Source organism: Methylobacterium sp. J-070, from assembly GCF_022829385.1.
Classification (GTDB): domain Bacteria; phylum Pseudomonadota; class Alphaproteobacteria; order Rhizobiales; family Beijerinckiaceae; genus Methylobacterium.
Genome location: NZ_JAKSXX010000082.1, coordinates 1 through 20366 on the forward strand (window position 1 = coordinate 1; position 20366 = coordinate 20366).

The window sequence follows — 20366 nt, forward strand, 5'->3', positions numbered from 1 at the left end:
CGCTTCACAGCGCCCAAATACCCGTCGGTGAGCTCAAAAAGAGAAACACACGATCGGCACAAGTCTCTCACGCCAGCGCCTAAGCCCCAGCCGCAAGGACCAACGCCGCCCGCGTCTCCCTTCCTCAAATCCAACTGGTCAAAGAGCCGCCCCGTCGCCGGAGCGCATCACGCGGCAAACAGAAGACCGCCCGGCAACCCCGCCGGCCAGTCGCGCCGCTTGTCAGAAGATAGACCAGCCGCCGGACCCCTCTCGCGGCCGGCGCCGATGAGCCGGGGTATATCTCCACCAATCACAGCCGTCAAAACCTCCCTGCCGGAAAAGTCCCGCCGCCCCCGGCGGACGGGCCGCCGCGGCGCCGGGCGGTGCGTCAGCCGCCGGCCGGGGCGGCGCCCTCAGGCGCCTCAATCTCGACACGCTGCCTCGTGAGATGGACCGGGCGGGCGCGGCATCACGCGCGGCATGGTAGAACCCGGTCAGCGGACCCGTTCGCCATCGTCTTCTCAGGGCCTTCGAGTGAAGCGCGAGCGACTCAAGATCGGCGACGTGGCCGCCTTCTCCGCCGTCCGCGGGGTGCAGGCCCCCCTCGACCATCTCGGCGCCACCACGACCCAGATCGACCGGCGCGCCGTGAACCTGCGCTGGCTCTGCGCCAGCACGCTCACGGGCCTCACCGGCGCCGCCCTGATCGCGGCGGCGCTCCACGTGTCGCTCCAGGGCGACCTCTCCTTCGCGGCGATCCCCGAGAAGGCGACCGTCGTGGCCCGGCCCCAGCCGAGCGAGAGCGGCGCCAACATCGCCCGCAAGGGCGACCGGCTGGTGCGCAACCTGATGATCGCCTCGGCCAAGCAGAGCTTCCGCGCGCCCGTCACCGTCCGGCTCGGCGACCGCGAGATCATCAAGGCCAAGGCCTTCGTCCGGCTCAGCGCCCCCCTGTCGATGACCACCGGTGTCTACGCCGCGGAGCCGCCCCGCTTCGATCCCATGAAATTCGTCTCCGACGAGCCCCTGGAGCGCGCCCCCGACGCCGCCGACACCCCGAGCGCGGAGGTCACCGTGGTCAAGCGCGACCTGACCGACGCCGCCATCGAGGCCAACGCCCCCGCGCTCACCGACGACGACGTCACCGCCCAGGTCGAGGAGGAGCGCCGCATCGCCGCCGAGGCCGGCCGCCGGGCGGCCATCCCGATCGCCCCCCAGATCCTGCTGTCGCGCACCCTGCAGCAGGGCGCGGGCGACGGCGCCTCCGCCAAGGAGGTGAACCCGTTCAAGTCCATCGAGGTGCTCGTCGTCCCCGAGAACGTCACCAAGGTCGCCAAGGTCGAGCTGAAACCCAACGAGGCGCCCCTGGTGGAGGAGCGGGATCTGGCGCTCAAGCGCGGCGAAACCCTGGAGAGCACGCTCAAGGCCACCGGGCTGGCGGGCGACGAGGCGATCCGCGGCGTGGTCGCGGCGCTCGGCGGCAGGACCCGCACCGCCGCCCTCAGCGAGGGGCAGCCGATGCGCGTGCAGATCGCCCCCGGGCCCCGGCCCGGCGACCCGCGTCAGGTGACTCGCGTGGTGCTCTACGGCGAGGCCGGCATCGAGGGAATCGCCGCCCTCAACGACCGGGGCGCCTTCGTCTCGGTGGCCCCCCCCGCAGAGGAGGCCCCCTCCCCCAAGGCGCAGCCCCAGGCCGAGGCCGGCGAGGACGAGGACGAGGATTCGGGCTCCGGCCCGCGCCTCTACCAGAGCCTCTACGAGACCGCCGCCCGGCACGACCTGCCGCGGGCCACGGTCGAGGACATCGTCCGGGTGTTCAGCTACGATCTCGACTTCCAGCGCCGGATCGCCAGCGGCGACGGCCTCGACGTGTTCTACACCTACGACGACGAGGCCGGGGCGGACCGGCCGGACCTCCTCTACGCGGCGCTGACGCTCGGCGGCGAGACCCGCAAGGTCTACCGCTTCCAGTCCCCCGACGACGGCACCATCGACTACCTCGACGAGCAGGGGCGCTCCCTGAAGAAGTTCCTGCTGCGCAAGCCGATCGCGGACGGGATCATGCGCTCGGGCTTCGGCTATCGGCGCCATCCGGTGCTCGGCTACGCCAAGCTGCACACCGGCGTCGACTGGTCCAACCCGGTCGGCACGCCGATCATGGCGGCGGGCAACGGCGTGGTGATCCGGGCCGAGATGACCTCGGGCTACGGCAATCGCGTCGAGTTGCAGCACGTCAACGGCTACGTAACGACCTACAACCACATGTCGCGGATCGGCCGCGGCATCCGAGAGGGCGTCAAGGTCCGGCAGGGTCAGGTCGTCGGCTATGTCGGCTCCACCGGCCTGTCGACCGGCGCCCACCTCCACTACGAGGTGATCATCAACGGCCACTTCGTCGACCCGATGAAGATCCGCGTCCCGCGGGGCCGCGAGCTCGACGGCCGGCTGCTCGCCGACTTCCGGCGCCAGCGCGAGCAGATCGACGCCACGATGCAGAAGTCGAAGAGCGCCACCGCCCTCGCCCAGCGCGACGCGATCGTGCGCTGACGCGGGGCGCCCGGCTCAGGCGAAGCCGAGACGGGCGCGGATCTCTTCGGGCAAGACGCCGTCCCGCCGCAGATCGGCGAGCGCCCGCGAGCCGCGCGACTTGGCGAGCTTCTCGCCCGATCCATCGCGCAGCAGCCGATGGTGCCGGTAGCGCGGCACGGGCAGACCCAGCAGGACCTGCAGGAGCACGTGGAGGTCGGTCGCCGCCTCAAGGTCGCGGCCGCGGACCACATGGGTGATCCCCTCGGCGGCATCGTCGTGGACGACGGCGAGGTGATAGCTCGTCGGAACGTCCCGACGGGCGATCACCGCGTCCCCCCAGCGGGCGGGATCGGCGGTGACCCAGCGCTCGCCCCCCGTCGTGAAGGCCCGGTATCCGAGCGGCGACCCGGCGCAGCCCAGGGCGGCCGCCATGTCGAGGCGCCACGTGTGCGGATCGCCCCGGGCGAGACGGTCGGCGACCTCGGCGGGATCGCGCCGACGGCAGCGGCCGGGATAGAGCGGCCCGCCGTCCGGATCGCGGGGCGTGTCGCCGCCCGCAGCGGCCAAGGCCCGGATCTCCCTGCGCGAGCAGAAGCAGGGATAGGCGAGCCCGCGGCCGATCAGCCCGTCGCGGGCGGACCGGTAGGCCGCCATGAAGCGGGATTGACGCCGCACCGGCTCCGGATAGGTCAGCCCGAGCCATCCGAGGTCGGCGACGATCCCGTCGACGAAGTCCGGCTTGGAGCGCAGCGGGTCGATATCCTCGATCCGCAGCCGGCAGAGGCCTCCCATCCGGGCGGCGAGATCGGCGTTGAGCAGCGCCGAATAGGCGTGTCCGAGGTGGAGCCGCCCGTTCGGGCTCGGCGCGAAGCGCAGGACCGGACCGTCGGCGCTCATCCGGCCTCCGCGGGCCAGCCCGTCATCCGCGGCCGGATGCTTGCGCACGGCGGAGCGAACCCGTCGCGCTCCGTTCTACGATCAAGCCGCGTCCCGAGGGTCGACACGGACCGTCGGCCAGATCGAGCGGGGGATCCGAATGGATCCGGCCTCAGCCGTCGCGATGGCGCAGGCACTGGGGCGCGCCGGGCTGGCAGGCGATGCCGGGGAGCGAGCACGCCGGGCCCTCGGCGCGGCGCTGGCATACCGTGCAGCCGTCGGTCCATTCCAGGCAGGCCGGATCCTCGGCCACCGAGCGGGCCGGTGCCGTGTGATGGGCGGGCGCCAGCGCGCCGATGAGCACCGTGGCGATCACCACGACCGCGATGCCCCATGCGGCGAGCGCGCCGCTCGATGAGCGCGGTGCGGGCGACGGGGCGTGGGCTGTCGACATGGGCGCTCTGTTGGCGCGGGACGCGCCCGTCTGTCAACGCGGCCGTCGTCGCGCGGCCGGGCGAACGCACAGGGGACCGCGCCGCGCCGAAGCCGGTGCCCTCCGGACCGTATCCGGCCGGAACGCCCGCAGCCCGCCGGCCGCGGGAGCGACCGTCTCACGCGGGTCCCCGCCCCGCCCGCTCGCGCTTCAGCCGGTAGAGGGCGTCCAGCGCCTCCCGGGGGGTCAGCGCGTCCGGATCGATGGCGTCCAGGAGTGCCCCCAGAGGATCCTCGGGCGGGGGTTCGGGCGGCGGCGGCGGCGCCAGGGCGGCGAAGAGCGGCAGGTCGTCGATCCGGGCGCGGGCGGGCCGGCCGCGCTCCGCCTTCTCGAGGCTCTTGAGGATCGCGCCGGCCCGCGCCACGACCCCGCCGGGCAGACCCGCCAGGCGCGCCACCTGAAGGCCGTAGCTGCGCTCGGCAACCCCCGGAACCACCTCGTGGAGGAACACGACGCCGTCCCGGTGCTCGGCCACCTTCAGCGTGGCGTTCTCCAGCCGGGCCAGCCGGTCGCCGAGGGCGGTGAGTTCGTGGAAGTGCGTGGCGAAGAGCGCCCGGCAGGCATTGACCTCGTGCAGGTGCTCCAGGCAGGCCCAGGCGATCGACAGGCCGTCGAAGGTCGCGGTGCCGCGGCCGATCTCGTCGAGGATCACCAGGGAGCGACGTGTCGCCTGGTTGAGGATGGCGGCGGTCTCGACCATCTCGACCATGAAGGTCGACTGCCCGCGGGCGAGATCGTCGGCCGCGCCGACCCGGGAGAACAGCCGGTCCACGCGCCCGATCCGCGCCTCGGCGGCCGGCACGAAGGCGCCCATCTGGGCAAGCACGGCGATCAGCGCGTTCTGGCGCAGGAACGTGGACTTGCCGCCCATGTTGGGTCCGGTGATCAGCCGGATCCGGCCGCGCGTTTCCCCGGACAGGTCGCAATCGTTGGCGATGAACGGCTCGCCCGCCCGGCGCAGGGCCGCCTCGACTACCGGATGGCGCCCGCCCGCCACGACGAAGCTCAGGGAATCGTCGACCACCGGCCGCCGCCAGTCGAGCTCGACGGCGAGTTCGGCGTGGCTCGCGGCGACGTCGAGCCCCGCAAGCGCCTCGGCCGCCTCGGCGATCGGCGCCGCCTGGGCCAGCACCCGGGCGGCGAGGTCCTCGAAGACCGCGGCCTCCAACGCGAGCGCCCTGTCGGACGCGCCCGAGATCCGCGACTCGAGTTCCCCCAGTTCGACACTGGTGAAGCGCATGGCGTCCACCATGGTCTGCCGGTGGACGAACTCGCCCTGGAGACCCTTGAGGCAGGCCTCGCCGACGGATTGCGGGACCTCGATGAAGTAGCCCAGCAGGTTGTTGTGCTTGATGCGCAGGGTCCGGCATCCGGTCTGCTCGGCGTAGCGCGCCTGCAGCGCGGCGATCACCTTGCGGGAATCCTGGCCCAGTGCCTGCGCCTCGTCGATCTCCGGGTGGTAGCCCGGCCGGACGAAGCCGCCGTCGCGCCGGCTCAGGGGCAGATCTTCGGCGAGCGCCGCCGCTAGGGTCGCGATCAGGTCGGGATCGGTCTCCGACAGATGGCCGCCCAGGCGGGCGAGATCCTCGGGCAGGTCCGGGATGGCAGCGAGGCGCGTCCCCAGGTCCACCGCCACCGCGAGCCCGTCCCGGATCGCGGCGAGGTCGCGCGGCCCGGCGCGGCCGAGCCCCGTGCGCGACAGGGCGCGCGGGAGGTCCGGGGACCTGGCGAGGGCGTCGCGCAGGCTGGCCCGCAGGATCGGGTCGTTGACCAGATGCGCCACCGCCGCGTGCCGCCGGCCGATCGCGTCGAGACGTGTGAGCGGCCCGGCGAGGTGCTCGGCCAGCAGCCGCGCCCCGTTCGCCGTGACGGTGCGGTCGATCGTGGCGAGAAGGCTGCCCGTCCGCTCTCCCGACAGGGTGCGGGTGAGTTCGAGGTTGGCGCGCGTGGCCGAGTCGATGGCGAGGGTGGCGCCGGAATCCTCGCGGGTCGGCACTGCCAGGGGCGGCCGGGCGGCGAGCTGCGTCCGGGCGACGTAGAGGAGCGCCGCGCCCGCGGCCTGGATCTCGGCCCGGGTGAACTGGCCGAAGCCGTCGAGCGTCGCGACGCCGTACTGCTCGCGGATGCGCCGCTCGGCGGCGGCGGGTTCAAGCTCGGCCTGCGCGAGGGGGACGATCGCCGCGCGGCTCTCCTGCCAGAGCCGCGCCAGGGCGGAATCGGCGTGGATCGCCTCGGACATGACGATCTCCCGCGGGTCGTGGCGGGCGATGGCGCCGGCGAGATCGCCGCCCGAGACCTCGCTCAGCGAGAAGCGGCCGGTGGAGATGTCCAGGGCCGCCAGACCGTAGGCGACGGCCCCCTCCCCTATCTTGCGCCGGCCGAGCGCCAGGAGCAGGTTCGCGCGCGCCGGGTCGAGGAGCCGGTCCTCCGTGATCGTGCCGGGGGTGACGAGGCGCACGACCGCCCGGCGCACCACCGATTTCGGCCCGCGCTTCTTGGCCTCGGCGGGGTCTTCGGTCTGCTCGCAGACCGCGACCCGGTGGCCCAGCGCGATGAGGCGGTTGAGATAGTCGTCGGACCGGTCGACCGGCACCCCGCACATCGGGATCTCGGTGCCCGCGTGCCGCCCGCGCTTGGTCAGCACGATGCCGAGCGCCCGGGAGGCGATCTCGGCGTCCTCGAAGAACAGCTCGTAGAAGTCGCCCATCCGGTAGAACAGCAGGCAGTCCGGATTGGCGGCCTTGATCTCGATGTACTGCGCCATCATCGGCGTGGCGCCGGCCGGATCGAGCTCTGTGGCGGGTGCCCTGTCGGCGGCGGGTCGGGCGGCGGTTCGGACCATGCCGCCTCTTAGCAGAGCGCGGCCCGCGAATCAGGACGCCGGTACCGACGCGGCTGGGGAGAAGCCGCGTCGGCGGTGGATGATCGCCGGGCGCGGAGCCGGCCGGCCCTCAGTAGCGCGGGCCGCCGGTGGTGTTCCCGAGCTGCTGCTGATAGCCGGGCCGCGACGGGTTGCGGGCATTCGGATCACCGTGGCGCATCGTGTTCATGCGGCGCATCCGGCGCTCGTGCCGGGTGCTGTGATGACGGTGCATCCGGTGATGGCGGTGATGCATGGCGATCGTCTCGACCATGCCGCGGTCGGCCAGACCGGTCTGCGGCATCGCCGGGGCGGCCTGGACGGCCGCCGTGCCACCCATCAGACCGCCGAGGAACAGGCCGGCGGTCAACACTCTGCGAAAGGACATCGTCACGTAACTCCAACACGATTTCATGAGACTCCAAGAAAGCGTGAGGTCGCTGGAATGTTCCGGAGCAGGATCGAAAAGACAAGGCCATTCATTTAGACTGGCGTGGGATTAAACGGGCGGCCATTGCGTGGTCCGGATCCTGTTCCGGCCGACAATCTAAAATTATAAAGCGTGCTAAAACTATAAAGCGCGTATTCCTGTCAGGCACGACCGGGCTGCGGAGCCGGTCCTCAGGCGAGGAAGTGCGCCAGATCCGCGTTGACGGCGGCCGGGTCCTCATGCGCGATCCAGTGCGTGGCATCCGGGTACCAACGGATCCGGCCCGCGTCGCAGACCGCGAGGCTCGCCTCGGCCAGCCCGGCTTGCAGGGCGGTGTCCCGCTCGCCCCAGAGGATCAGCGTCGGCATCCGGACTCGGGGCGGCGTGGCCCGCGGCAGCTGCACCAGGGCGCGGTACCAGTTGAGCATGGCGGTCATGGCGCCGGGCTGCAGCCACGCCTCGACGTACCGGTCGAGATCGGCCGGCGCGAAGGCACCGGGCCGGCTCGTGCCGGTGAGCGCCCGCCGCAGGGCGCGGCAGCGGTCGGCGGTGAGCAACCGCTCGGGCAGGCGGGGAAGCTGGAACAGGCCGACATAGGTGCTGCGCAGCAACTGGCCCGGATGGTGCCGTATGTAGTCGCCCACGACCGCGGGATGCGGCGCGTTGAGGATGGCGAGCCGCTCGATGCGCTCAGGGTAGAGGCTCGCCGCCCACCAGGCGACGAGGCCGCCCCAGTCGTGACCGACCAGCCGCACCGCCGGAGCGCCACAGGCATCCGCGAGGGCGATCACGTCGGCCGCGAGCCGGTCCAGATGATAGGCAGCCACGCCGGACGGCTTGTCGCTGAGGCCGTAGCCGCGCTGATCCGGGACGATCAGCCGGAATCCCGCCTCCGCGAGCGGCCCGATCTGATGGCGCCAGCCGTACCAGAATTCCGGGAAGCCGTGCAGCAAGATGGTCGGCGGCCCCTCCTCCGGCCCCGCCTCGGCGACGTGCAGGCTCACCTCCGGCAGGCGGATCCGGCGGAAGCTGACGCCTGCCACAGCCATGCGGTTCGAAGCTCCGTGATGCGCGGCCGACGCGCTCAGAATCCCAGTGTCGCACAGGCTCCGGCCTCCGGGGAGAGCTGATCCCGGAGACGGATCGGGGACGTCCGGGTCCAGAGGCACAGCAGGACGAAGGCCGCCCCCTGAAGGAGACCGCCGCCGACCCGTGCCGGTACGGCGCCCTCCGTCGGCGCGAGATCGGTGCGATCGATAGGGTCGTGGGTCATGATCAGGCGCTCCGTGTGTCGTCCAAGACAGATCGGCGCGGGGCGCTCAGGGTTACGGGTCCGCCGACCGCGGGCGTGCGCGGCCGCACGCGGACACCTCACCGTATGGGGTCGAGCCAGCGCGCCAGGGTCCCGTCCTCGATACCCGCCTGCGTCGCGCGGTAACCGAGTTCGGCCGATTCCGCGAAGCGCGACCACGCCCGCAGGTCGATCCCGGCGAGCGGCGGCTTGAGCACCGCGGTCGCGTGGGCGGCGGCGATCAGGCTCTGGGCGTCGCTCGACACCGTGGCGGCCCGCAGCAGCAGCGGTGCGAGCCCGGGCATCGCCGGCGGCGAGCCGAGCAGCTTCCGCAGGAGCCGGCCGCTCAAGCCGCGCGCGGGCATGTCCTGGAACGCCCGGTCGCTGCCCACGTCCACGGCGAGGACCGGTCCGCGCTCCAGCTCGGCGGCGACATCGGCCGGCAGGTTGTTCATCATGCCGCCGTCGACCAGGACGCCCTCGTCGCAGAGCACCGGCGGCAGGAGCCCTGGGATCGCGATGCTGGCGCGCAGGGCCGTCGGCAGGTCGCCCGACCGGTGCACCATCGTGCCGCCGGTGGTGAGGTTCGACGACACGCAGAAGAACGGCAGCCACAGGTCCTCGATGCGTGCGCCGCCGTAGCGCTCCGCTAGACCGGCATCGACCTTCGCACCGCGCGTGAGGGCGTGGACCGGCACCGTGTAGTCGTTGATCGGGTTGCTGGATCCGAAGAACGCCGCGGTCTGCGCGTAGATCTCGGCCGTGCTCCAGCCCATCCCGAGCCCGGCCGCGATGATCGCACCCATGCTGGTGCCGCCGACGAAGTCCGGCGCGCAGGCGACCTCATCCAACGCCCTGAGGACCCCGAGATGGGCGAGGCCCCGGGCACCGCCGCCGCCCAGGACGAGCCCGCGGGCCGCGCCGCTGACGAGCCGGGCGAGCCTGCTGAGGTCCGCCTGCCGGCCGTCGCGGAGCTGGATCCGTAACGCCCCGGGCAGGGCCGCGACCGCCGGATGCAGGGCCTTCGGGCGTGCCGCCCCGGCATCCTGCCGGACCACGAGGTCCATGCGGATCCAGTCGGAGCGCACGCGCTCCAGATAGGCCGCCGCCCCCGCCCGCGGCGGGGCGCCGGGCTCGGCGAGCAGCAGCACGTGATCGCCGCGGCGCTGGCTCTGCCGGCACCAGGGGCAGTCGATCTCCTTCGCCGCGAGGATCGTGCGCGTGTGGCGCCGCTCGAAGGCCTGGAACCAGGCCTCGTCGGCGCCCTCCGGCCAGTCCGTGAGGCAGCCGGTCTCGCCGGGCAGGATCGCGTCGAACGCGGCCGCGAGCCGCCGCGCGAGAAGCGCCGGATCCGGGCCCTCGGTCACCGCCAGGACGGTGAAGATGCGCGGCGCGTGATGCACCGAGTAGCCGTCGTAGAGGGCGCGCAGTCGATCGGCGAGCATCCGGGCGAAGTAGAGGAGCGTTTGCGGATGTTCGGCGATCACCGCCTCGAAGGCGTCCCGGGTCAGCTTCAGGAGGTGCGAATCGCGCAGCGCCATGACGGTCGCCGCCCGGGGGGCGTCGGACAGCAGCGCCATCTCGCCGAAGGTCTCGGGCGGTCGCAGGCGGGCGATGCGCGTCGGCCTCCCGGTGTGGTCTCGCGCCGAAACGCCGACCGCGCCTGAGACGAGGGTATAGAGTGCGTCGCCCGACGCGCCCTGCTCGAAGAGCGTCCGGCCGCCCGGCACCGCCACCGGGATCATGCGGGCGCGGACCGCCTCGACCGCCGACGGATCGAGCCCGTCCAGGAACGGGATCACGGGTGGGCTCACATATCCGCCGGTGGATCGGCCGAAGGGCGCAGGCTTCTCCCCGGACACGGCCGTATCCTCCACGCCTCCGATTGCGGTCCCACCATAGAGCGCTCTGCGCCGCCAGGGATACCGGTCCGGGTGGGGGCGCGCGTCGCGACAAGACGTCGAAGCCGGGCCCGATCGCGACGCGATCGGATCGCGTGACCGCGCACGGCATCTGAAACGCAGGTCTCTTCGCGCCGCCGCCGCCATCCGCTACAGGCGGACAACAGCAAAGCCGGGAGGAACGCATGTCGATGGCGGATCGGATCGCGATCGTGACCGGGGCGGGAACGGGGGTCGGCAAGGCCGCGGCCCTGGCACTGGCGGCCGGGGGCTGGCGTGTCGTGCTCTCCGGCCGGCGGCCCGGCCCCCTGGAGGACGTGGCGGTGCAGATCGGCGACCGCGCCCTGGCGGTCCCCACCGACGTGACCGATCCCGATTCGATCGCCAACCTGTTCGAGCGAACCCGCACGGAGTTCGGACGCCTCGATCTGCTGTTCAACAATGCCGGGATCGGTGCCCCGGCGGTGCCCCTGGAAGATCTGCCGCTCGAGACCTGGCGGCAGGTCGTCGAGACCAATCTCACCGCCCTGTTCCTGTGCACGCAGCACGCCTTCCGGATCATGCGCGACCAGGATCCCCGGGGAGGCCGGATCATCAACAACGGCTCGATCTCGGCGCACGCCCCCCGGCCGAACTCGATCGCCTACACGGCGACCAAGCACGCTGTGACCGGCCTGACCAAGGCGACCTCGCTGGACGGGCGCGCCTACGACATCGCCTGCGGTCAGATCGACATCGGCAACGCCGACACGCCCATGGGCGGCAAGATGAAGGCGGGCGTCCGCCAGGCCGACGGGTCGCTCCGCCCCGAGGCGGTGATGGACCCGGACCATGTCGGCCAGGCGGTGCTCACCATGGCGAACCTGCCGCTCGAGACCAACGTGCAGTTCATGACCATCATGGCCACCAAGATGCCGTTCGTCGGGCGCGGCTGAGGGACCGCCGCCGTCGATCCCGGGGGGCCCGAGCGGCTCCCGCGATGACGGCGCACCCGATGCTGACGCTGACGCGTCCCGGGCGCGTCCGCGGGCTTCGGCACGCGGCCCGTCAGGATGCGGGCGTGGGCGGGACCCCCCGAACGCCCGGTCGCTGACCGTTTCGAAACGCGCTCGTCGACGCCTCCGACCCGCCGCGACCCATTGCAGACGCGCGACCTGCGCCCGCGCGCCATCCCGGACGATTGACGGCCCGCTCGATAACTCATACAAATCGTGGAACGAAGAACGGCTGGGGTTCAACCCGGCAGCCTCTGCCAGGAACGCGCGCTTCGGCGCACCGACTTCAACCGCACTGCCGTCGGATTTCCGAGCAAGATCTCGGTGCGCCGAGGCATCCTTCGATGCGTCATAGCCCGGTGTCCTGTCCGGAGCGGCCAGTAAAACGGCGCGCTCGCGGCAATGTCGGCATGATTGAAGGTTGGCGAGCGTTCCTGAACGAGGCCGCGGAACATAAACGAGCGGACGGGCCGATCCGGGATCTTCAAGAAAGTCCGGACGGCAGGGTTGATACCGGTGGGATTTATGAGCGCCAAGCAGTACCTTCTCAAACTCGTCTTCGGATCGTTGCTTCTGGGCGGTCTGGCCGCACCAGTCGCGCGGGCCGCCGAGGGTGACCCGATCGGGATCGCCATGCCCACCAAGTCGTCCCAGCGCTGGATCGACGACGGCAACAACATCGTGAAGTTGCTTCGGGCCAAGGCCTACATGCCGGACCTGCAATACGCTGACGACGACATCCCGACCCAGCTCGCCCAGATCGAGAACATGCTCACCAAAGGCGTGAAGGTGCTGGTGATCGCCTCGATCGACGGAACCACGCTCAGCGACGTGCTCGCCAAAGCCCGCGAGCGGGGCGTCAAGGTCATCGCCTACGATCGCCTGATCAAGGGAACACCCAACGTCGACTTCTACGCAACGTTCGACAACTACAAAGTCGGTGTGCAGCAGGCGACCTCGATCGTCGACGCGCTCGGGCTGAAGGACGGTAAGGGACCGTTCAACATCGAGCTGTTCGGCGGCTCGCCGGACGACAATAACGCATACTTTTTCTACGACGGCGCCATATCGGTGCTGAAGCCGTATCTGGACGCGAAGAAGCTCGTGGTGCGCTCGGGCCAGTTCGGCATGGCCAAGGTCTCGATCCTGCGCTGGGACCCGGCGACCGCCCAGGCGCGGATGGATAACCTGCTCTCGGCCTATTACGGCAACGCGCGTCTCGACGCGGTGCTCTCGCCCTACGATGGCAGCAATCTGGCTGATGCGCGTACACAATAGCGCATATCTATCAGATGCTTAGCTTGCTCCGTGCCCTATCGTGTCCAAGCGTTGTCCAATAAGCCCTGTTGGATCGGGGTGGAGTTTGCTGCCCGCACCGGATGCGCGAGCGGCGTTCGTGAGGGGCGCAAATTCGTCGCGGTGACCGATCAGCCAACATCGAGTTTGCCTACGTCGGTGGTCCTCATCCCGCCGACCGCCACGCTCGCCCTCTAGCTCCCCAAGGCTCATCAGAGGGCGGGCGTGGATGCTGAGATCCGGCGCGGCAAAACGGAAACCGTTTCCGTTTTCAAAGGCGACACGGTGTCGTGTTTGGTTTCCCCGGATCTGGGGAGCGCAAAACGGACACGGTGTCCGTTATGGTCAAAAGCGAAATCGTTTCGCATTTGCGCCCCCAAGGTGGGGGACGCATCCTCCACCCTAAGCTCAACTTAGCCCTCGCCAGCTTGGCGAACCCTCATCCAATCAAGTGGCAAAGTTGGCCACTTGAACCGACGCAGAACTGCGTTCGACCTACCGACACAGCACCGGCATCGGCGGGATCGCCGGCACGCCGCTGGCCGTGAGCGGGATCGGACCTCGCCCCACCGCGATCAGCGTCCGCAGGCTGCGCGTGGCGTAGTAGTTCGCCCGGCGCATGTCGTAGGTGGCACGGCGGACCCGCCGCGTGTGCCACCACGCCACCGCGACGATGAACGGGCTGATCAGGCGCATAGCGTGCCCTCTCGCCATAGCCGCACGATGTCGGCCATCGCTTCTTCCTCACAACCGAAGCTTGCCGCCCAACGGCATCGCAGAAGGACGGCTCGCAGCGATGTCAGATGAAGGCCATCGAATGGCTCATACAGAGCCCGGATAGCGTCGCCCACCTTCTCAGCCGGCTCTACGAGATCGCTGTAGACCTTCCACTCTGGCAAGGACTCCATCGCTGGCCAGCGCGGGGAAGGCAGGTGTTCGCCTGCCTTCCACCAGTCTGCATGCGCAGTTTTGGCGACGGCCCAGAGGCGGTCATACTCGTTCAGCAGCTGCACGAGCTGCGGACCGATGGCTAGAAACCGGGCTTCATCGTCCGGCAATTTTCCGGAGTCCGGAAAGTTGGCCACCACCGGCACGGATGCCAGCGGGGCGGCGAGGATGGCGCCGAGCGCGGCGCGGCGGGTGGAGGGGGTAACCATCAGTTACCCCCATTCAGCGAGCGGGACAGGTCGAAGCAGCGCTCCCATTCGGCCTCGACCTGCCGGGCGTTCTTCATGATGGCGTTGCCGATGACCCAGAGGCCGCTGGCCTTCACGTCGTTCTCACAGAGGCCGAAGTCGCGCACGGCCTCGCCCCACTTCACGCAGTCGCGGACGATCGTCTCCATGTCGAAGATGACGTTGGCGAGGTTGTCATGGCGGTTCGTGGGAGCGCTCATGCGGCCTCTCCCACGTTGAAGCGGTGGATGCCCCGGCCGGACCACTCGGCCGCGCAGCCGTCCTGCTCATCTGGCTCACGATCCACATCTGGTTCGTGGTCCACGTCCGGCTCGCGGTCCCCGTCACCGTCCCAGGCGTCGAGGAGGTCGATCAGCCCCTCGACCAGGGTCTCGACCTCGGTGCGGGACAGGGCGCGGATGCCGTGGGTGAAGGTGCTGTGGCTGAGGGCAGTAGAGTCGCCAACTTGGCAACTCTTCTTGACCGGCTCAGCCGCCCGCATCGCGTGGATGGCCTGTGTGACCGGTCCTACCTGTGCTGAAGGCAAGCGCGGGCGTTCACCGCCGCCGAGGGGCGGTGTAGGGTGGTGGATAGCCATGTGACGGTTCATCCCAGACGTTGCAGGGTCAGGGCCGGGGAAGGCTGCAACCTTGCTCCGGCCCGATTTATGTCGTACCTTTAAAGAATGCTGATGTCAATTGAGGTCACACCTAAAAGGCGCGGTCGACCTGCCACCGGCAAGGATCCCGCTACCTCAATTCGCTTGTCACCTGAGCTGCGCTCAGAGATCGACGCTTGGTCTGATCAGCAGCCTGATCGACCCGGCCGCTCCGAAGCCATCCGCCGTCTCGTCGAGGAAGCCCTGAAGGCCAAGCGATCATAGGTGACGCATGAGCGTTCCCGAGCCTGACACCGACTTCCGCGAGCGCCTGCTGAGAGAAGTCCCTGACGGCGCTCGGGACACTGTGATTGGAACATCGGGAAAGAAGCTCGACGCTCTGGGTCGCAAGTACGACGTGTACCGAACCGGTGTGCCCCTAGACGGGTTCGATGGGTTCAGGGATGGCGACACTGAAGATGACGACGCCTGACCGCGAAGCTCTGACCGAGCACCTGAAGGCGAAGGGCTATCTAAAATGACGGAGGCCAGTGGCCTGTCTGATAAGTTGGCCGCTGTCGCCGGGCTAGCCGCAGCTACCGCCGATCGCATTCGCGAACAGCACGAAGCGGGCACGCTGATCTCGGATGAGCAGTTCAGGTTGCTCGTTCGCGCTACATTGATACTCGTAAACAATGATGTGCTTTGGCCGCCATCCGTAGAGCATCGCGTGCAAGAAATTGCCATGCGCAATGAACAAGCGGAAGCGAAGCCGAACGCTGCTCCTGCCCTGCTTCAGAACGGTGATGTCGCTTTATACCTGACCCCATACCTAGGTGCCTTGAAGCGGACTTGACGGAGACGGCCATGAACCCTGTCGTGCTAGCCATCATGGCCGCGCTGCTGGCTACCTGGATCAGCATCGGCGTCGTCGTGATCGCCTACGGCACGCCGCTCGGTGTCGCCCTCTACGTCCTTGCCATTGTCGCTACGAACCCGAGGGTCTGGACGCTGCGCTGACCTCATCCCCTGCCTCGTGGAAGGGGCGCTCAATGCAGGGCTGCCCTGAGCCATGCGTTCCGGGGTCGGCACACGAGCTGCTTGGGCCGATGCATGATAGGCCCTCTGAGTGACACCTACCGAAACCGCCTCCGGCTACTGAGCGAACGAGATCGCTTCTACAGGCCTGGCAGCTCGACCTTGAACAGCCTCGCTCGGAACGGGCTAATCGCTCGCACCGGCCGCCAGGATCGCTTCGGCCGCGAAGAATGGACCGTCACCGAGGAGGGCAGGCAAGCTGCAGCGGGGACCGCGCTCAAGCGCTCTAGCACCAGTTCGCACCGGCTGATCCAGCCCGCGAGTTCATCGACGTCGTGAAGCCGCCGGCGTCATCTTCATCGAGGAGAACGGCGAGGGGCCGGGCGTGCGGCTGCGGAAGGCGTAGGCTGACGAGCGCTAACCGGAACGGCAATTATCGTCACGGGCAGCGGACGCAGGCAGCGGCTGCTAATCGGCAGAAACGCCGGGAGGTGCTGGCGGCCTGGTTGGAGCTGCTAGCGCGGCTCTTGTGACGTGATCTATTCGCTATCGGTGGCGTCAATCTCCCGCTCGGCAGGAGGTATTTTGAAAACTGCGTACACTATCGCTGCAACAACGGCGCCAAGTTGAATAATGGTGGCCCCAATAATGGCCATTAGTACATGCTCAGTAACCAGTCGGTCAGCCGGCATCATCAATTTATGCGCAATAAAATAGTAGTCGACCGCCGCGAGGGCGGCGGTCAACAATACTGTGAATAAGACCGATAACCTGAAAAGCTTCAGAAGCTCGTGAGCTATCTTTTCGCTAAGAAGCTGTTTTCTAAGGGGAATAGTTCCAGCTAAGCGGCTAAGCGGTATCGGATCATTCATCGTCGACTGGGCTGTCTTACGCTCTCAGCGCCACCGCAATTTCTTCGGCAGCAGGCTGACCTTTTCCACGAACTGTGACGATGCCGTCAGACTGACGCGCCTGATCGGCCGCCACTTTGGCGAGCGCAAGGGCTTTGCGGAAGACAGCGGCCGTGGTCGGCGCTTTGAGCTCGGTCTTCAGGGCTCCGATTAGGGCAAGCGTCTCCTCATCGGCCACGAAGGACAACTGCTTGGTTCTATCGGTCATAACCAGGGGTCTCCGAAAGGCGTTCGGGCCACCACCATAGTGGAGAAACCGCGCAACAGTCAATCATTAACCGCGCGCTCATCACTTGGTTTCCGCGTGGTTTTCATATAAGTGAGGATTGTGCGGTGACAGCGCAAGGGATTTTGTTCCGATGGGCGAGATCGTGGAATGGTCGTGCGACCCGGCCGTCGAGTTTGACGGCCAGGCTCTTGCGATCCTGACGAAGATGGCAGCCGCCCTTATGGGAACGGCTCAAATCATGCGGGCTACTGACTCGCCTGAGACCCGTCAAAGAGGATTAGAAATAGTCGACGATTTAGCGACTCATGGTGAAATACTAAACGAACATATTGAGCACCTCGAAAAGTATGCTGAAGATATTCTTGACGCTCTCATGGAAGACGAGGAAGGATATTTTTCAAATGAAAGCAATCTAAAGCGATTTACTGTTACGAGTATTATTAAAAAGAAAAAGCGAACCATCAGAATTCAAAGGTTTTTCGTAGAGAAGGGCAATCTAGCAATCGCCCCAGACAATGACATGCTAGCGTTAGAATGTCGCGACGGCGCACTCTCTTGTAGCTTGAAAGAGCCTGGAATTGTTCCGGAGCGAGTGCGCAAGCGGGCGCACGGTTAGGGTGCTTGTCTCATCTCTCCGGTTCCTCGACACCGCCATCCCGGCGGCTATCCTGCCACGATGCGCCGCGCCGCTGCCCCTGCATTGCTCATTGCCATCAGCTCAGCAGCCCTGTCGGCTGAAGGCAGATCCGCGCCGAACAGGAACTGCACCCCGGCCTTCGCGGCCAAGTGGGCGATCGACAGAGAGGCGGCCCTTAGCAATCCCTCACAGCACCCCTGCTGGCTGCACACGGCCACCGGGCCGGTGGTCTGCTACCGGGAAGGATGCGTCCTGGCTCATGTGTACTTCAACAGCCAGTAAGCCGCATCCTCTCGCTTGCCCATGATGGGCAGCGAACGCGAAGGATTTGCCAGATAGCGGAGGTGTGAACTTTCACTCCCCTACCAGCGGCATGGTTGGCGCTTAGATCCTTTCAGTGGGAGCGTTGCAGACCATCCCTTGCACCGAGGAGTGGTTCATGACCGAGGAAGATCGCGCGGCGGCTCTTCGGCTGCAGGAGTTCTTGTCGACCCAGGGTGTCCCGAGCGCCAACGTCGGTATCGGTCTGACCGAGACCGCTGATGGCCGTGTGACCTGCCTCTTCATCTACTGTACGGAGGAGGCGGCTCAGCATATCGGCGAAATCAACAGCTTCGAGAACTACCCAGTTCGCATCAGCAGCGGACATGCTCGGTCAATGATCACTGAGTAATCAGTTTCCGTAATCCGACGTACCGTAACTTGGCCTCAGTCCACCTTCGCCCCCCTACCTCCTGCAGTTCTGCACGTTTGCGCGGAGGGGCCCTCGGACCAGATGGCGCAATAGGGCAGCCGTGCTACCATCACGCCATGTCTCTATGGCTCTCCCTGACACTGGCTATCGTCATCCTCGTTGGGGCTGCAGGCTTCGTTTACACTTTCCTCGCGCGGGCGCCGGAGCCGCAGCTACAACATTTCAAGGCGGATCCGGAGCCGGTGGACTCGACTTGTGAGGTGTGGCGGGCGCTCCCGGCCGACCGGCGAGGCAAAATGCCCGAGAAGTGTACGGCGCTGTCGACACCAGAAGCCGTTCACTAGTGGCTCGCTGGCTTCAGATCTTCATCACGTTGGTCTCGCTGATCGTCGGCTTTCCCGTGGCCTTTGCTGCGGGTTATCTCGCGCACTGGCTGGAGGACCTGAGCGGTAGCAGGTATGCGGCCTACGCCGTCGGTGCGGCTGGCGTCGCTTGCTTCTTCCTCGTTGCAAAGCTCCTTGAACCTCGAAGGCGAGAAGAAGCACAACACCCTTGAGCAGAGTGCCAGCGGCGGCGCGTCGGCACAATGAAGCCCGCGCCGGCGAACCGGGCGGGCTGAGGTGGAGGACGCACGTCATCGAACGAGCGTCAGCCGTGATCGTATCACCGCTCATCGCAAAGAAAAGCCCGCCGCGGCGGTGAGCCGGGCGGGCTGAGGTGGGTATTGGAGTCTCGTGCCCTGAGTACCAGCCTCGGGCGATGCGTCCTATCCCCCGTTCGAAGGATGCAGCGCAGGAAAAACCCCGCGCGGCAGCTGCCGGCGGGGCTGAAGGTTCGGCGGTTAGGTTGGATCGAAGCCGCCTTGCGCCCGCGGTAGGTCCAGACCCCGGCAGAAATTAGCCCGCCGCGGCGTTGGGCCGGGCGGGCTCAGACCTGAACGTTGATCCCGTTACTTCCCGCTGGGTGCCGCTCCGCTGCCGGTGGCGCCATTGCCGGAGCTGCCAGATCCAGCAGGAGCGCCGCCGGTCGAAGTGTTGCCGTTGGGTGTGCTCTGCGCGGCGGCCATCCCGGCGCTAGCGGCGAAGAGCGCGAGGGCGAGAAGAGCAGACTGAACGCTTCGGCTGGTCATGGCACTCTCACGATAAGCCGGTCCACACCGGCATGGCCTTAACAACGGGGCCTTGCTACCGGCGTTCCTAGTCGAACCCTGGGTGATTGAGTCACCCCCTATCCGCCTTCGCCATCTGCCGCCCGTGGTTCTGCACCATGTCGCGGAAGATGCGGCCCTCACGCCTGCCCGCTGTTGGCCACCATCGCGTAAGCCCGGCAGGCTTCGCTCTCCGACAACAAGAAAGCCCGCTGCGGCGGAGCGCCGAGCGGGCTGAAGGTTGTTCAACCTTGGAGGGGTGAACGGGCAAATCGTACTCGACTGCGATTGCCTGTCGCCTCACATGCACGTGAGCCTTACACCGTAGCCGTCTGCGTGTTCCGCAGCGCTAGCGTAGCCTCGACACCTATGCCCCGGCGCCTATCCTGTGACGCATGAACCCGCAGTTCGCCATACTTGCGACCATCGCCTTGGTGGCTTTGTTGATCCCGCCGCTGATCGCCTACTTCAAAGGGCGGAAGATCGGCATCGTTATCCTCGGAGCACTGATGTTTTATCCGGCCGCACTGATCGGTGCGTTGCTGATGGAACGTGACGAGGACGTTCTTAAGGCTCGTCGTGCAGTCAAATAGGTGAGGTCACGCCCTCGACGTCTCACGCCTGCCCGCTGTTGGACGACATCGCGTAGGCGCGTTCCGATCTCCGCGATCTGCGCCCCTGTAGCTGAAGACAGTTCTTGGCACTGAAATGTTTCTGATTAGAGACTGATAATTCAATAACCATCACTCAATTCAGTTTGAACCAATCGAAGCTTCGCCATTTTGTTAAATAATTGGGGTTCTTTGACTTGGGAAAAGCCCTATGCATGATGAGCCATTGCCGAAAATTTATGACCTTCTGCGGTTATCCAGCAAACTTGCAGACCATGTACTGAAAAAACGCGCTTCCGGTCAGTCTATCACTGCGACCGAGGCTGTAGCCTTGCAGGATGCCGCCGCGGTCCTCCAGAACTATGAAGTGCCGCCGTCTAACATTCTCACAGAGGCGTTGCGGGCCTATGACGAAGACCGCACGCGGGACAGCGGGAGCGATGAACAACCTGAGAAGATGCAGGCGGAAGTCATCCCACTTCCAAAGGCGGACGCACTTCCCCAGCGGGTCTTCAGTATGCTGGGCTTCAAATAGGAGTTCCTCACGCCTGCCCGGTGTTCGACGACATCGCGTAGGCGCGGCCCTTCAGGCTTTGCTTCAGGTCGCCGATCAGGCCATCCGCATTCGAGGCGCTGCTGTTGACGATCACGTCGCCGTGCATGTGCGTGGTGT

The 20366-nt window shown here is 67.4% G+C and carries 23 protein-coding genes and 1 pseudogene; 11 read left to right on the forward strand and 13 right to left on the reverse strand.

What is annotated here, in order from left to right:
• Nucleotides 1-516 precede the first annotated feature (516 nt).
• Nucleotides 517-2529 (forward strand): M23 family metallopeptidase, encoded by a 2013-nt coding sequence (locus MKL01_RS06345; RefSeq protein ID WP_243904371.1) that lies wholly within the window; start codon nucleotides 517-519, stop codon nucleotides 2527-2529.
• Between the two features lie 15 nt (nucleotides 2530-2544).
• Here MKL01_RS06345 and gluQRS read toward each other — a convergent pair whose 3' ends face one another.
• From gluQRS to MKL01_RS06380, 7 genes are all read right to left on the reverse strand, one after another.
• Nucleotides 2545-3408, reverse strand: coding sequence for a tRNA glutamyl-Q(34) synthetase GluQRS (gene gluQRS / locus MKL01_RS06350; protein WP_243904372.1), 864 nt, complete (start codon nucleotides 3406-3408; stop codon nucleotides 2545-2547).
• A 151-nt stretch (nucleotides 3409-3559) separates the two neighbouring features.
• Nucleotides 3560-3841, reverse strand: a complete 282-nt coding sequence (locus tag MKL01_RS06355; RefSeq protein WP_243904373.1) for a hypothetical protein — start codon at nucleotides 3839-3841, stop codon at nucleotides 3560-3562.
• Nucleotides 3842-3998: 157 nt separating this feature from the next.
• The gene (gene mutS, locus MKL01_RS06360; protein WP_243904374.1) at nucleotides 3999-6722 is read right to left on the reverse strand and encodes a DNA mismatch repair protein MutS; all 2724 of its coding nucleotides are present in this window, start codon (nucleotides 6720-6722) and stop codon (nucleotides 3999-4001) included.
• Between the two features lie 109 nt (nucleotides 6723-6831).
• A complete protein-coding gene (locus tag MKL01_RS06365; RefSeq protein ID WP_243904375.1) occupies nucleotides 6832-7128 on the reverse strand; it encodes a hypothetical protein in 297 nt (98 codons plus the stop codon).
• A 233-nt stretch (nucleotides 7129-7361) separates the two neighbouring features.
• Nucleotides 7362-8219, reverse strand: a complete 858-nt coding sequence (locus MKL01_RS06370) for an alpha/beta fold hydrolase (protein ID WP_243904376.1) — start codon at nucleotides 8217-8219, stop codon at nucleotides 7362-7364.
• A 35-nt stretch (nucleotides 8220-8254) separates the two neighbouring features.
• Nucleotides 8255-8443 (reverse strand): hypothetical protein, encoded by a 189-nt coding sequence (locus MKL01_RS06375; RefSeq protein ID WP_243904377.1) that lies wholly within the window; start codon nucleotides 8441-8443, stop codon nucleotides 8255-8257.
• Between the two features lie 98 nt (nucleotides 8444-8541).
• Nucleotides 8542-10275, reverse strand: a complete 1734-nt coding sequence (locus MKL01_RS06380) for a patatin-like phospholipase family protein (RefSeq protein ID WP_243904378.1) — start codon at nucleotides 10273-10275, stop codon at nucleotides 8542-8544.
• A gap of 272 nt (nucleotides 10276-10547) precedes the next feature.
• On the opposite strand from MKL01_RS06380, the gene MKL01_RS06385 reads away from it, so the two are divergent.
• Nucleotides 10548-11297, forward strand: coding sequence for an SDR family oxidoreductase (locus MKL01_RS06385; protein WP_243904379.1), 750 nt, complete (start codon nucleotides 10548-10550; stop codon nucleotides 11295-11297).
• A gap of 585 nt (nucleotides 11298-11882) precedes the next feature.
• A pseudogene (locus tag MKL01_RS06390) lies at nucleotides 11883-12614 on the forward strand (substrate-binding domain-containing protein); the annotation flags it as partial.
• A gap of 534 nt (nucleotides 12615-13148) precedes the next feature.
• On the opposite strand, the gene MKL01_RS06395 reads toward MKL01_RS06390, so the two are convergent.
• The 4 genes from MKL01_RS06395 to MKL01_RS06410 are packed head-to-tail and all read right to left on the reverse strand — an operon-like array spanning nucleotide 13149 to nucleotide 14426.
• Nucleotides 13149-13349, reverse strand: coding sequence for a hypothetical protein (locus MKL01_RS06395; protein ID WP_243904380.1), 201 nt, complete (start codon nucleotides 13347-13349; stop codon nucleotides 13149-13151).
• The gene (locus MKL01_RS06400) at nucleotides 13340-13810 is read right to left on the reverse strand and encodes a hypothetical protein (RefSeq protein ID WP_243904381.1); all 471 of its coding nucleotides are present in this window, start codon (nucleotides 13808-13810) and stop codon (nucleotides 13340-13342) included. The genes MKL01_RS06395 and MKL01_RS06400 overlap by 10 nt, the downstream gene beginning before the upstream one ends.
• Complete coding sequence (locus MKL01_RS06405; RefSeq protein WP_243904382.1) at nucleotides 13810-14049, reverse strand: hypothetical protein; 240 nt, start codon at nucleotides 14047-14049, stop codon at nucleotides 13810-13812. Before MKL01_RS06405 ends, MKL01_RS06400 begins: the two co-directional genes overlap by 1 nt.
• Nucleotides 14046-14426, reverse strand: coding sequence for a hypothetical protein (locus tag MKL01_RS06410; RefSeq protein ID WP_243904383.1), 381 nt, complete (start codon nucleotides 14424-14426; stop codon nucleotides 14046-14048). The genes MKL01_RS06405 and MKL01_RS06410 overlap by 4 nt, the downstream gene beginning before the upstream one ends.
• Nucleotides 14427-14718: 292 nt before the next feature.
• Here MKL01_RS06410 and MKL01_RS06415 point away from each other — a divergent pair, with 292 nt between their 5' ends.
• The 3 genes from MKL01_RS06415 to MKL01_RS06425 are packed head-to-tail and all read left to right on the forward strand — an operon-like array spanning nucleotide 14719 to nucleotide 15446.
• Complete coding sequence (locus MKL01_RS06415; protein ID WP_243904384.1) at nucleotides 14719-14919, forward strand: hypothetical protein; 201 nt, start codon at nucleotides 14719-14721, stop codon at nucleotides 14917-14919.
• A gap of 45 nt (nucleotides 14920-14964) precedes the next feature.
• Nucleotides 14965-15282 carry a hypothetical protein gene (locus MKL01_RS06420; RefSeq protein ID WP_243904385.1) on the forward strand — a complete coding sequence of 106 codons (318 nt, stop codon included), beginning with the start codon at nucleotides 14965-14967 and terminating at the stop codon, nucleotides 15280-15282.
• Between the two features lie 11 nt (nucleotides 15283-15293).
• On the forward strand, nucleotides 15294-15446 hold the full coding sequence (locus MKL01_RS06425) for a hypothetical protein (RefSeq protein WP_243904386.1): 153 nt from the start codon (nucleotides 15294-15296) through the stop codon (nucleotides 15444-15446).
• Between the two features lie 557 nt (nucleotides 15447-16003).
• Here MKL01_RS06425 and MKL01_RS06430 read toward each other — a convergent pair.
• Both MKL01_RS06430 and MKL01_RS06435 read right to left on the reverse strand, forming a co-directional pair.
• Nucleotides 16004-16336: a hypothetical protein gene (locus tag MKL01_RS06430; RefSeq protein WP_243904387.1), complete on the reverse strand. Its 333-nt coding sequence runs from the start codon at nucleotides 16334-16336 to the stop codon at nucleotides 16004-16006.
• Nucleotides 16337-16352: 16 nt separating this feature from the next.
• Nucleotides 16353-16583: a hypothetical protein gene (locus MKL01_RS06435; RefSeq protein WP_243904388.1), complete on the reverse strand. Its 231-nt coding sequence runs from the start codon at nucleotides 16581-16583 to the stop codon at nucleotides 16353-16355.
• Between the two features lie 151 nt (nucleotides 16584-16734).
• Between MKL01_RS06435 and MKL01_RS06440 the strand changes: the two genes are divergently transcribed.
• From MKL01_RS06440 to MKL01_RS06460, 5 genes are all read left to right on the forward strand, one after another.
• On the forward strand, nucleotides 16735-17220 hold the full coding sequence (locus MKL01_RS06440; RefSeq protein ID WP_243904389.1) for a hypothetical protein: 486 nt from the start codon (nucleotides 16735-16737) through the stop codon (nucleotides 17218-17220).
• 460 nt (nucleotides 17221-17680) lie between these two features.
• A complete protein-coding gene (locus MKL01_RS06445; protein WP_243904390.1) occupies nucleotides 17681-17914 on the forward strand; it encodes a hypothetical protein in 234 nt (77 codons plus the stop codon).
• Between the two features lie 364 nt (nucleotides 17915-18278).
• The gene (locus MKL01_RS06450) at nucleotides 18279-18491 is read left to right on the forward strand and encodes a hypothetical protein (protein WP_243904391.1); all 213 of its coding nucleotides are present in this window, start codon (nucleotides 18279-18281) and stop codon (nucleotides 18489-18491) included.
• 986 nt (nucleotides 18492-19477) lie between these two features.
• Nucleotides 19478-19675, forward strand: coding sequence for a hypothetical protein (locus tag MKL01_RS06455; RefSeq protein ID WP_243904392.1), 198 nt, complete (start codon nucleotides 19478-19480; stop codon nucleotides 19673-19675).
• A 229-nt stretch (nucleotides 19676-19904) separates the two neighbouring features.
• The gene (locus MKL01_RS06460) at nucleotides 19905-20228 is read left to right on the forward strand and encodes a hypothetical protein (RefSeq protein ID WP_243904393.1); all 324 of its coding nucleotides are present in this window, start codon (nucleotides 19905-19907) and stop codon (nucleotides 20226-20228) included.
• Nucleotides 20229-20366 lie beyond the last annotated feature (138 nt).

Bases quoted from the DNA above. Each gene is read 5' to 3' on its own strand.
- gluQRS (WP_243904372.1), bottom strand. From the start codon at position 3,408: ATGAGCGCCGACGGTCCGGTCCTGCGCTTCGCGCCGAGCCCGAACGGG.
- MKL01_RS06355 (WP_243904373.1), bottom strand. From the start codon at position 3,841: ATGTCGACAGCCCACGCCCCGTCGCCCGCACCGCGCTCATCGAGCGGC.
- mutS (WP_243904374.1), bottom strand. From the start codon at position 6,722: ATGGTCCGAACCGCCGCCCGACCCGCCGCCGACAGGGCACCCGCCACA.
- MKL01_RS06365 (WP_243904375.1), bottom strand. From the start codon at position 7,128: ATGTCCTTTCGCAGAGTGTTGACCGCCGGCCTGTTCCTCGGCGGTCTG.
- MKL01_RS06370 (WP_243904376.1), bottom strand. From the start codon at position 8,219: ATGGCTGTGGCAGGCGTCAGCTTCCGCCGGATCCGCCTGCCGGAGGTG.
- MKL01_RS06375 (WP_243904377.1), bottom strand. From the start codon at position 8,443: ATGACCCACGACCCTATCGATCGCACCGATCTCGCGCCGACGGAGGGC.
- MKL01_RS06385 (WP_243904379.1), top strand. From the start codon at position 10,548: ATGTCGATGGCGGATCGGATCGCGATCGTGACCGGGGCGGGAACGGGG.
- MKL01_RS06395 (WP_243904380.1), bottom strand. From the start codon at position 13,349: ATGCGCCTGATCAGCCCGTTCATCGTCGCGGTGGCGTGGTGGCACACG.
- MKL01_RS06400 (WP_243904381.1), bottom strand. From the start codon at position 13,810: ATGGTTACCCCCTCCACCCGCCGCGCCGCGCTCGGCGCCATCCTCGCC.
- MKL01_RS06405 (WP_243904382.1), bottom strand. From the start codon at position 14,049: ATGAGCGCTCCCACGAACCGCCATGACAACCTCGCCAACGTCATCTTC.
- MKL01_RS06410 (WP_243904383.1), bottom strand. From the start codon at position 14,426: ATGGCTATCCACCACCCTACACCGCCCCTCGGCGGCGGTGAACGCCCG.
- MKL01_RS06415 (WP_243904384.1), top strand. From the start codon at position 14,719: ATGAGCGTTCCCGAGCCTGACACCGACTTCCGCGAGCGCCTGCTGAGA.
- MKL01_RS06420 (WP_243904385.1), top strand. From the start codon at position 14,965: ATGACGGAGGCCAGTGGCCTGTCTGATAAGTTGGCCGCTGTCGCCGGG.
- MKL01_RS06425 (WP_243904386.1), top strand. From the start codon at position 15,294: ATGAACCCTGTCGTGCTAGCCATCATGGCCGCGCTGCTGGCTACCTGG.
- MKL01_RS06430 (WP_243904387.1), bottom strand. From the start codon at position 16,336: ATGAATGATCCGATACCGCTTAGCCGCTTAGCTGGAACTATTCCCCTT.
- MKL01_RS06435 (WP_243904388.1), bottom strand. From the start codon at position 16,583: ATGACCGATAGAACCAAGCAGTTGTCCTTCGTGGCCGATGAGGAGACG.
- MKL01_RS06440 (WP_243904389.1), top strand. From the start codon at position 16,735: ATGGGCGAGATCGTGGAATGGTCGTGCGACCCGGCCGTCGAGTTTGAC.
- MKL01_RS06445 (WP_243904390.1), top strand. From the start codon at position 17,681: ATGACCGAGGAAGATCGCGCGGCGGCTCTTCGGCTGCAGGAGTTCTTG.
- MKL01_RS06455 (WP_243904392.1), top strand. From the start codon at position 19,478: ATGAACCCGCAGTTCGCCATACTTGCGACCATCGCCTTGGTGGCTTTG.
- MKL01_RS06460 (WP_243904393.1), top strand. From the start codon at position 19,905: ATGCATGATGAGCCATTGCCGAAAATTTATGACCTTCTGCGGTTATCC.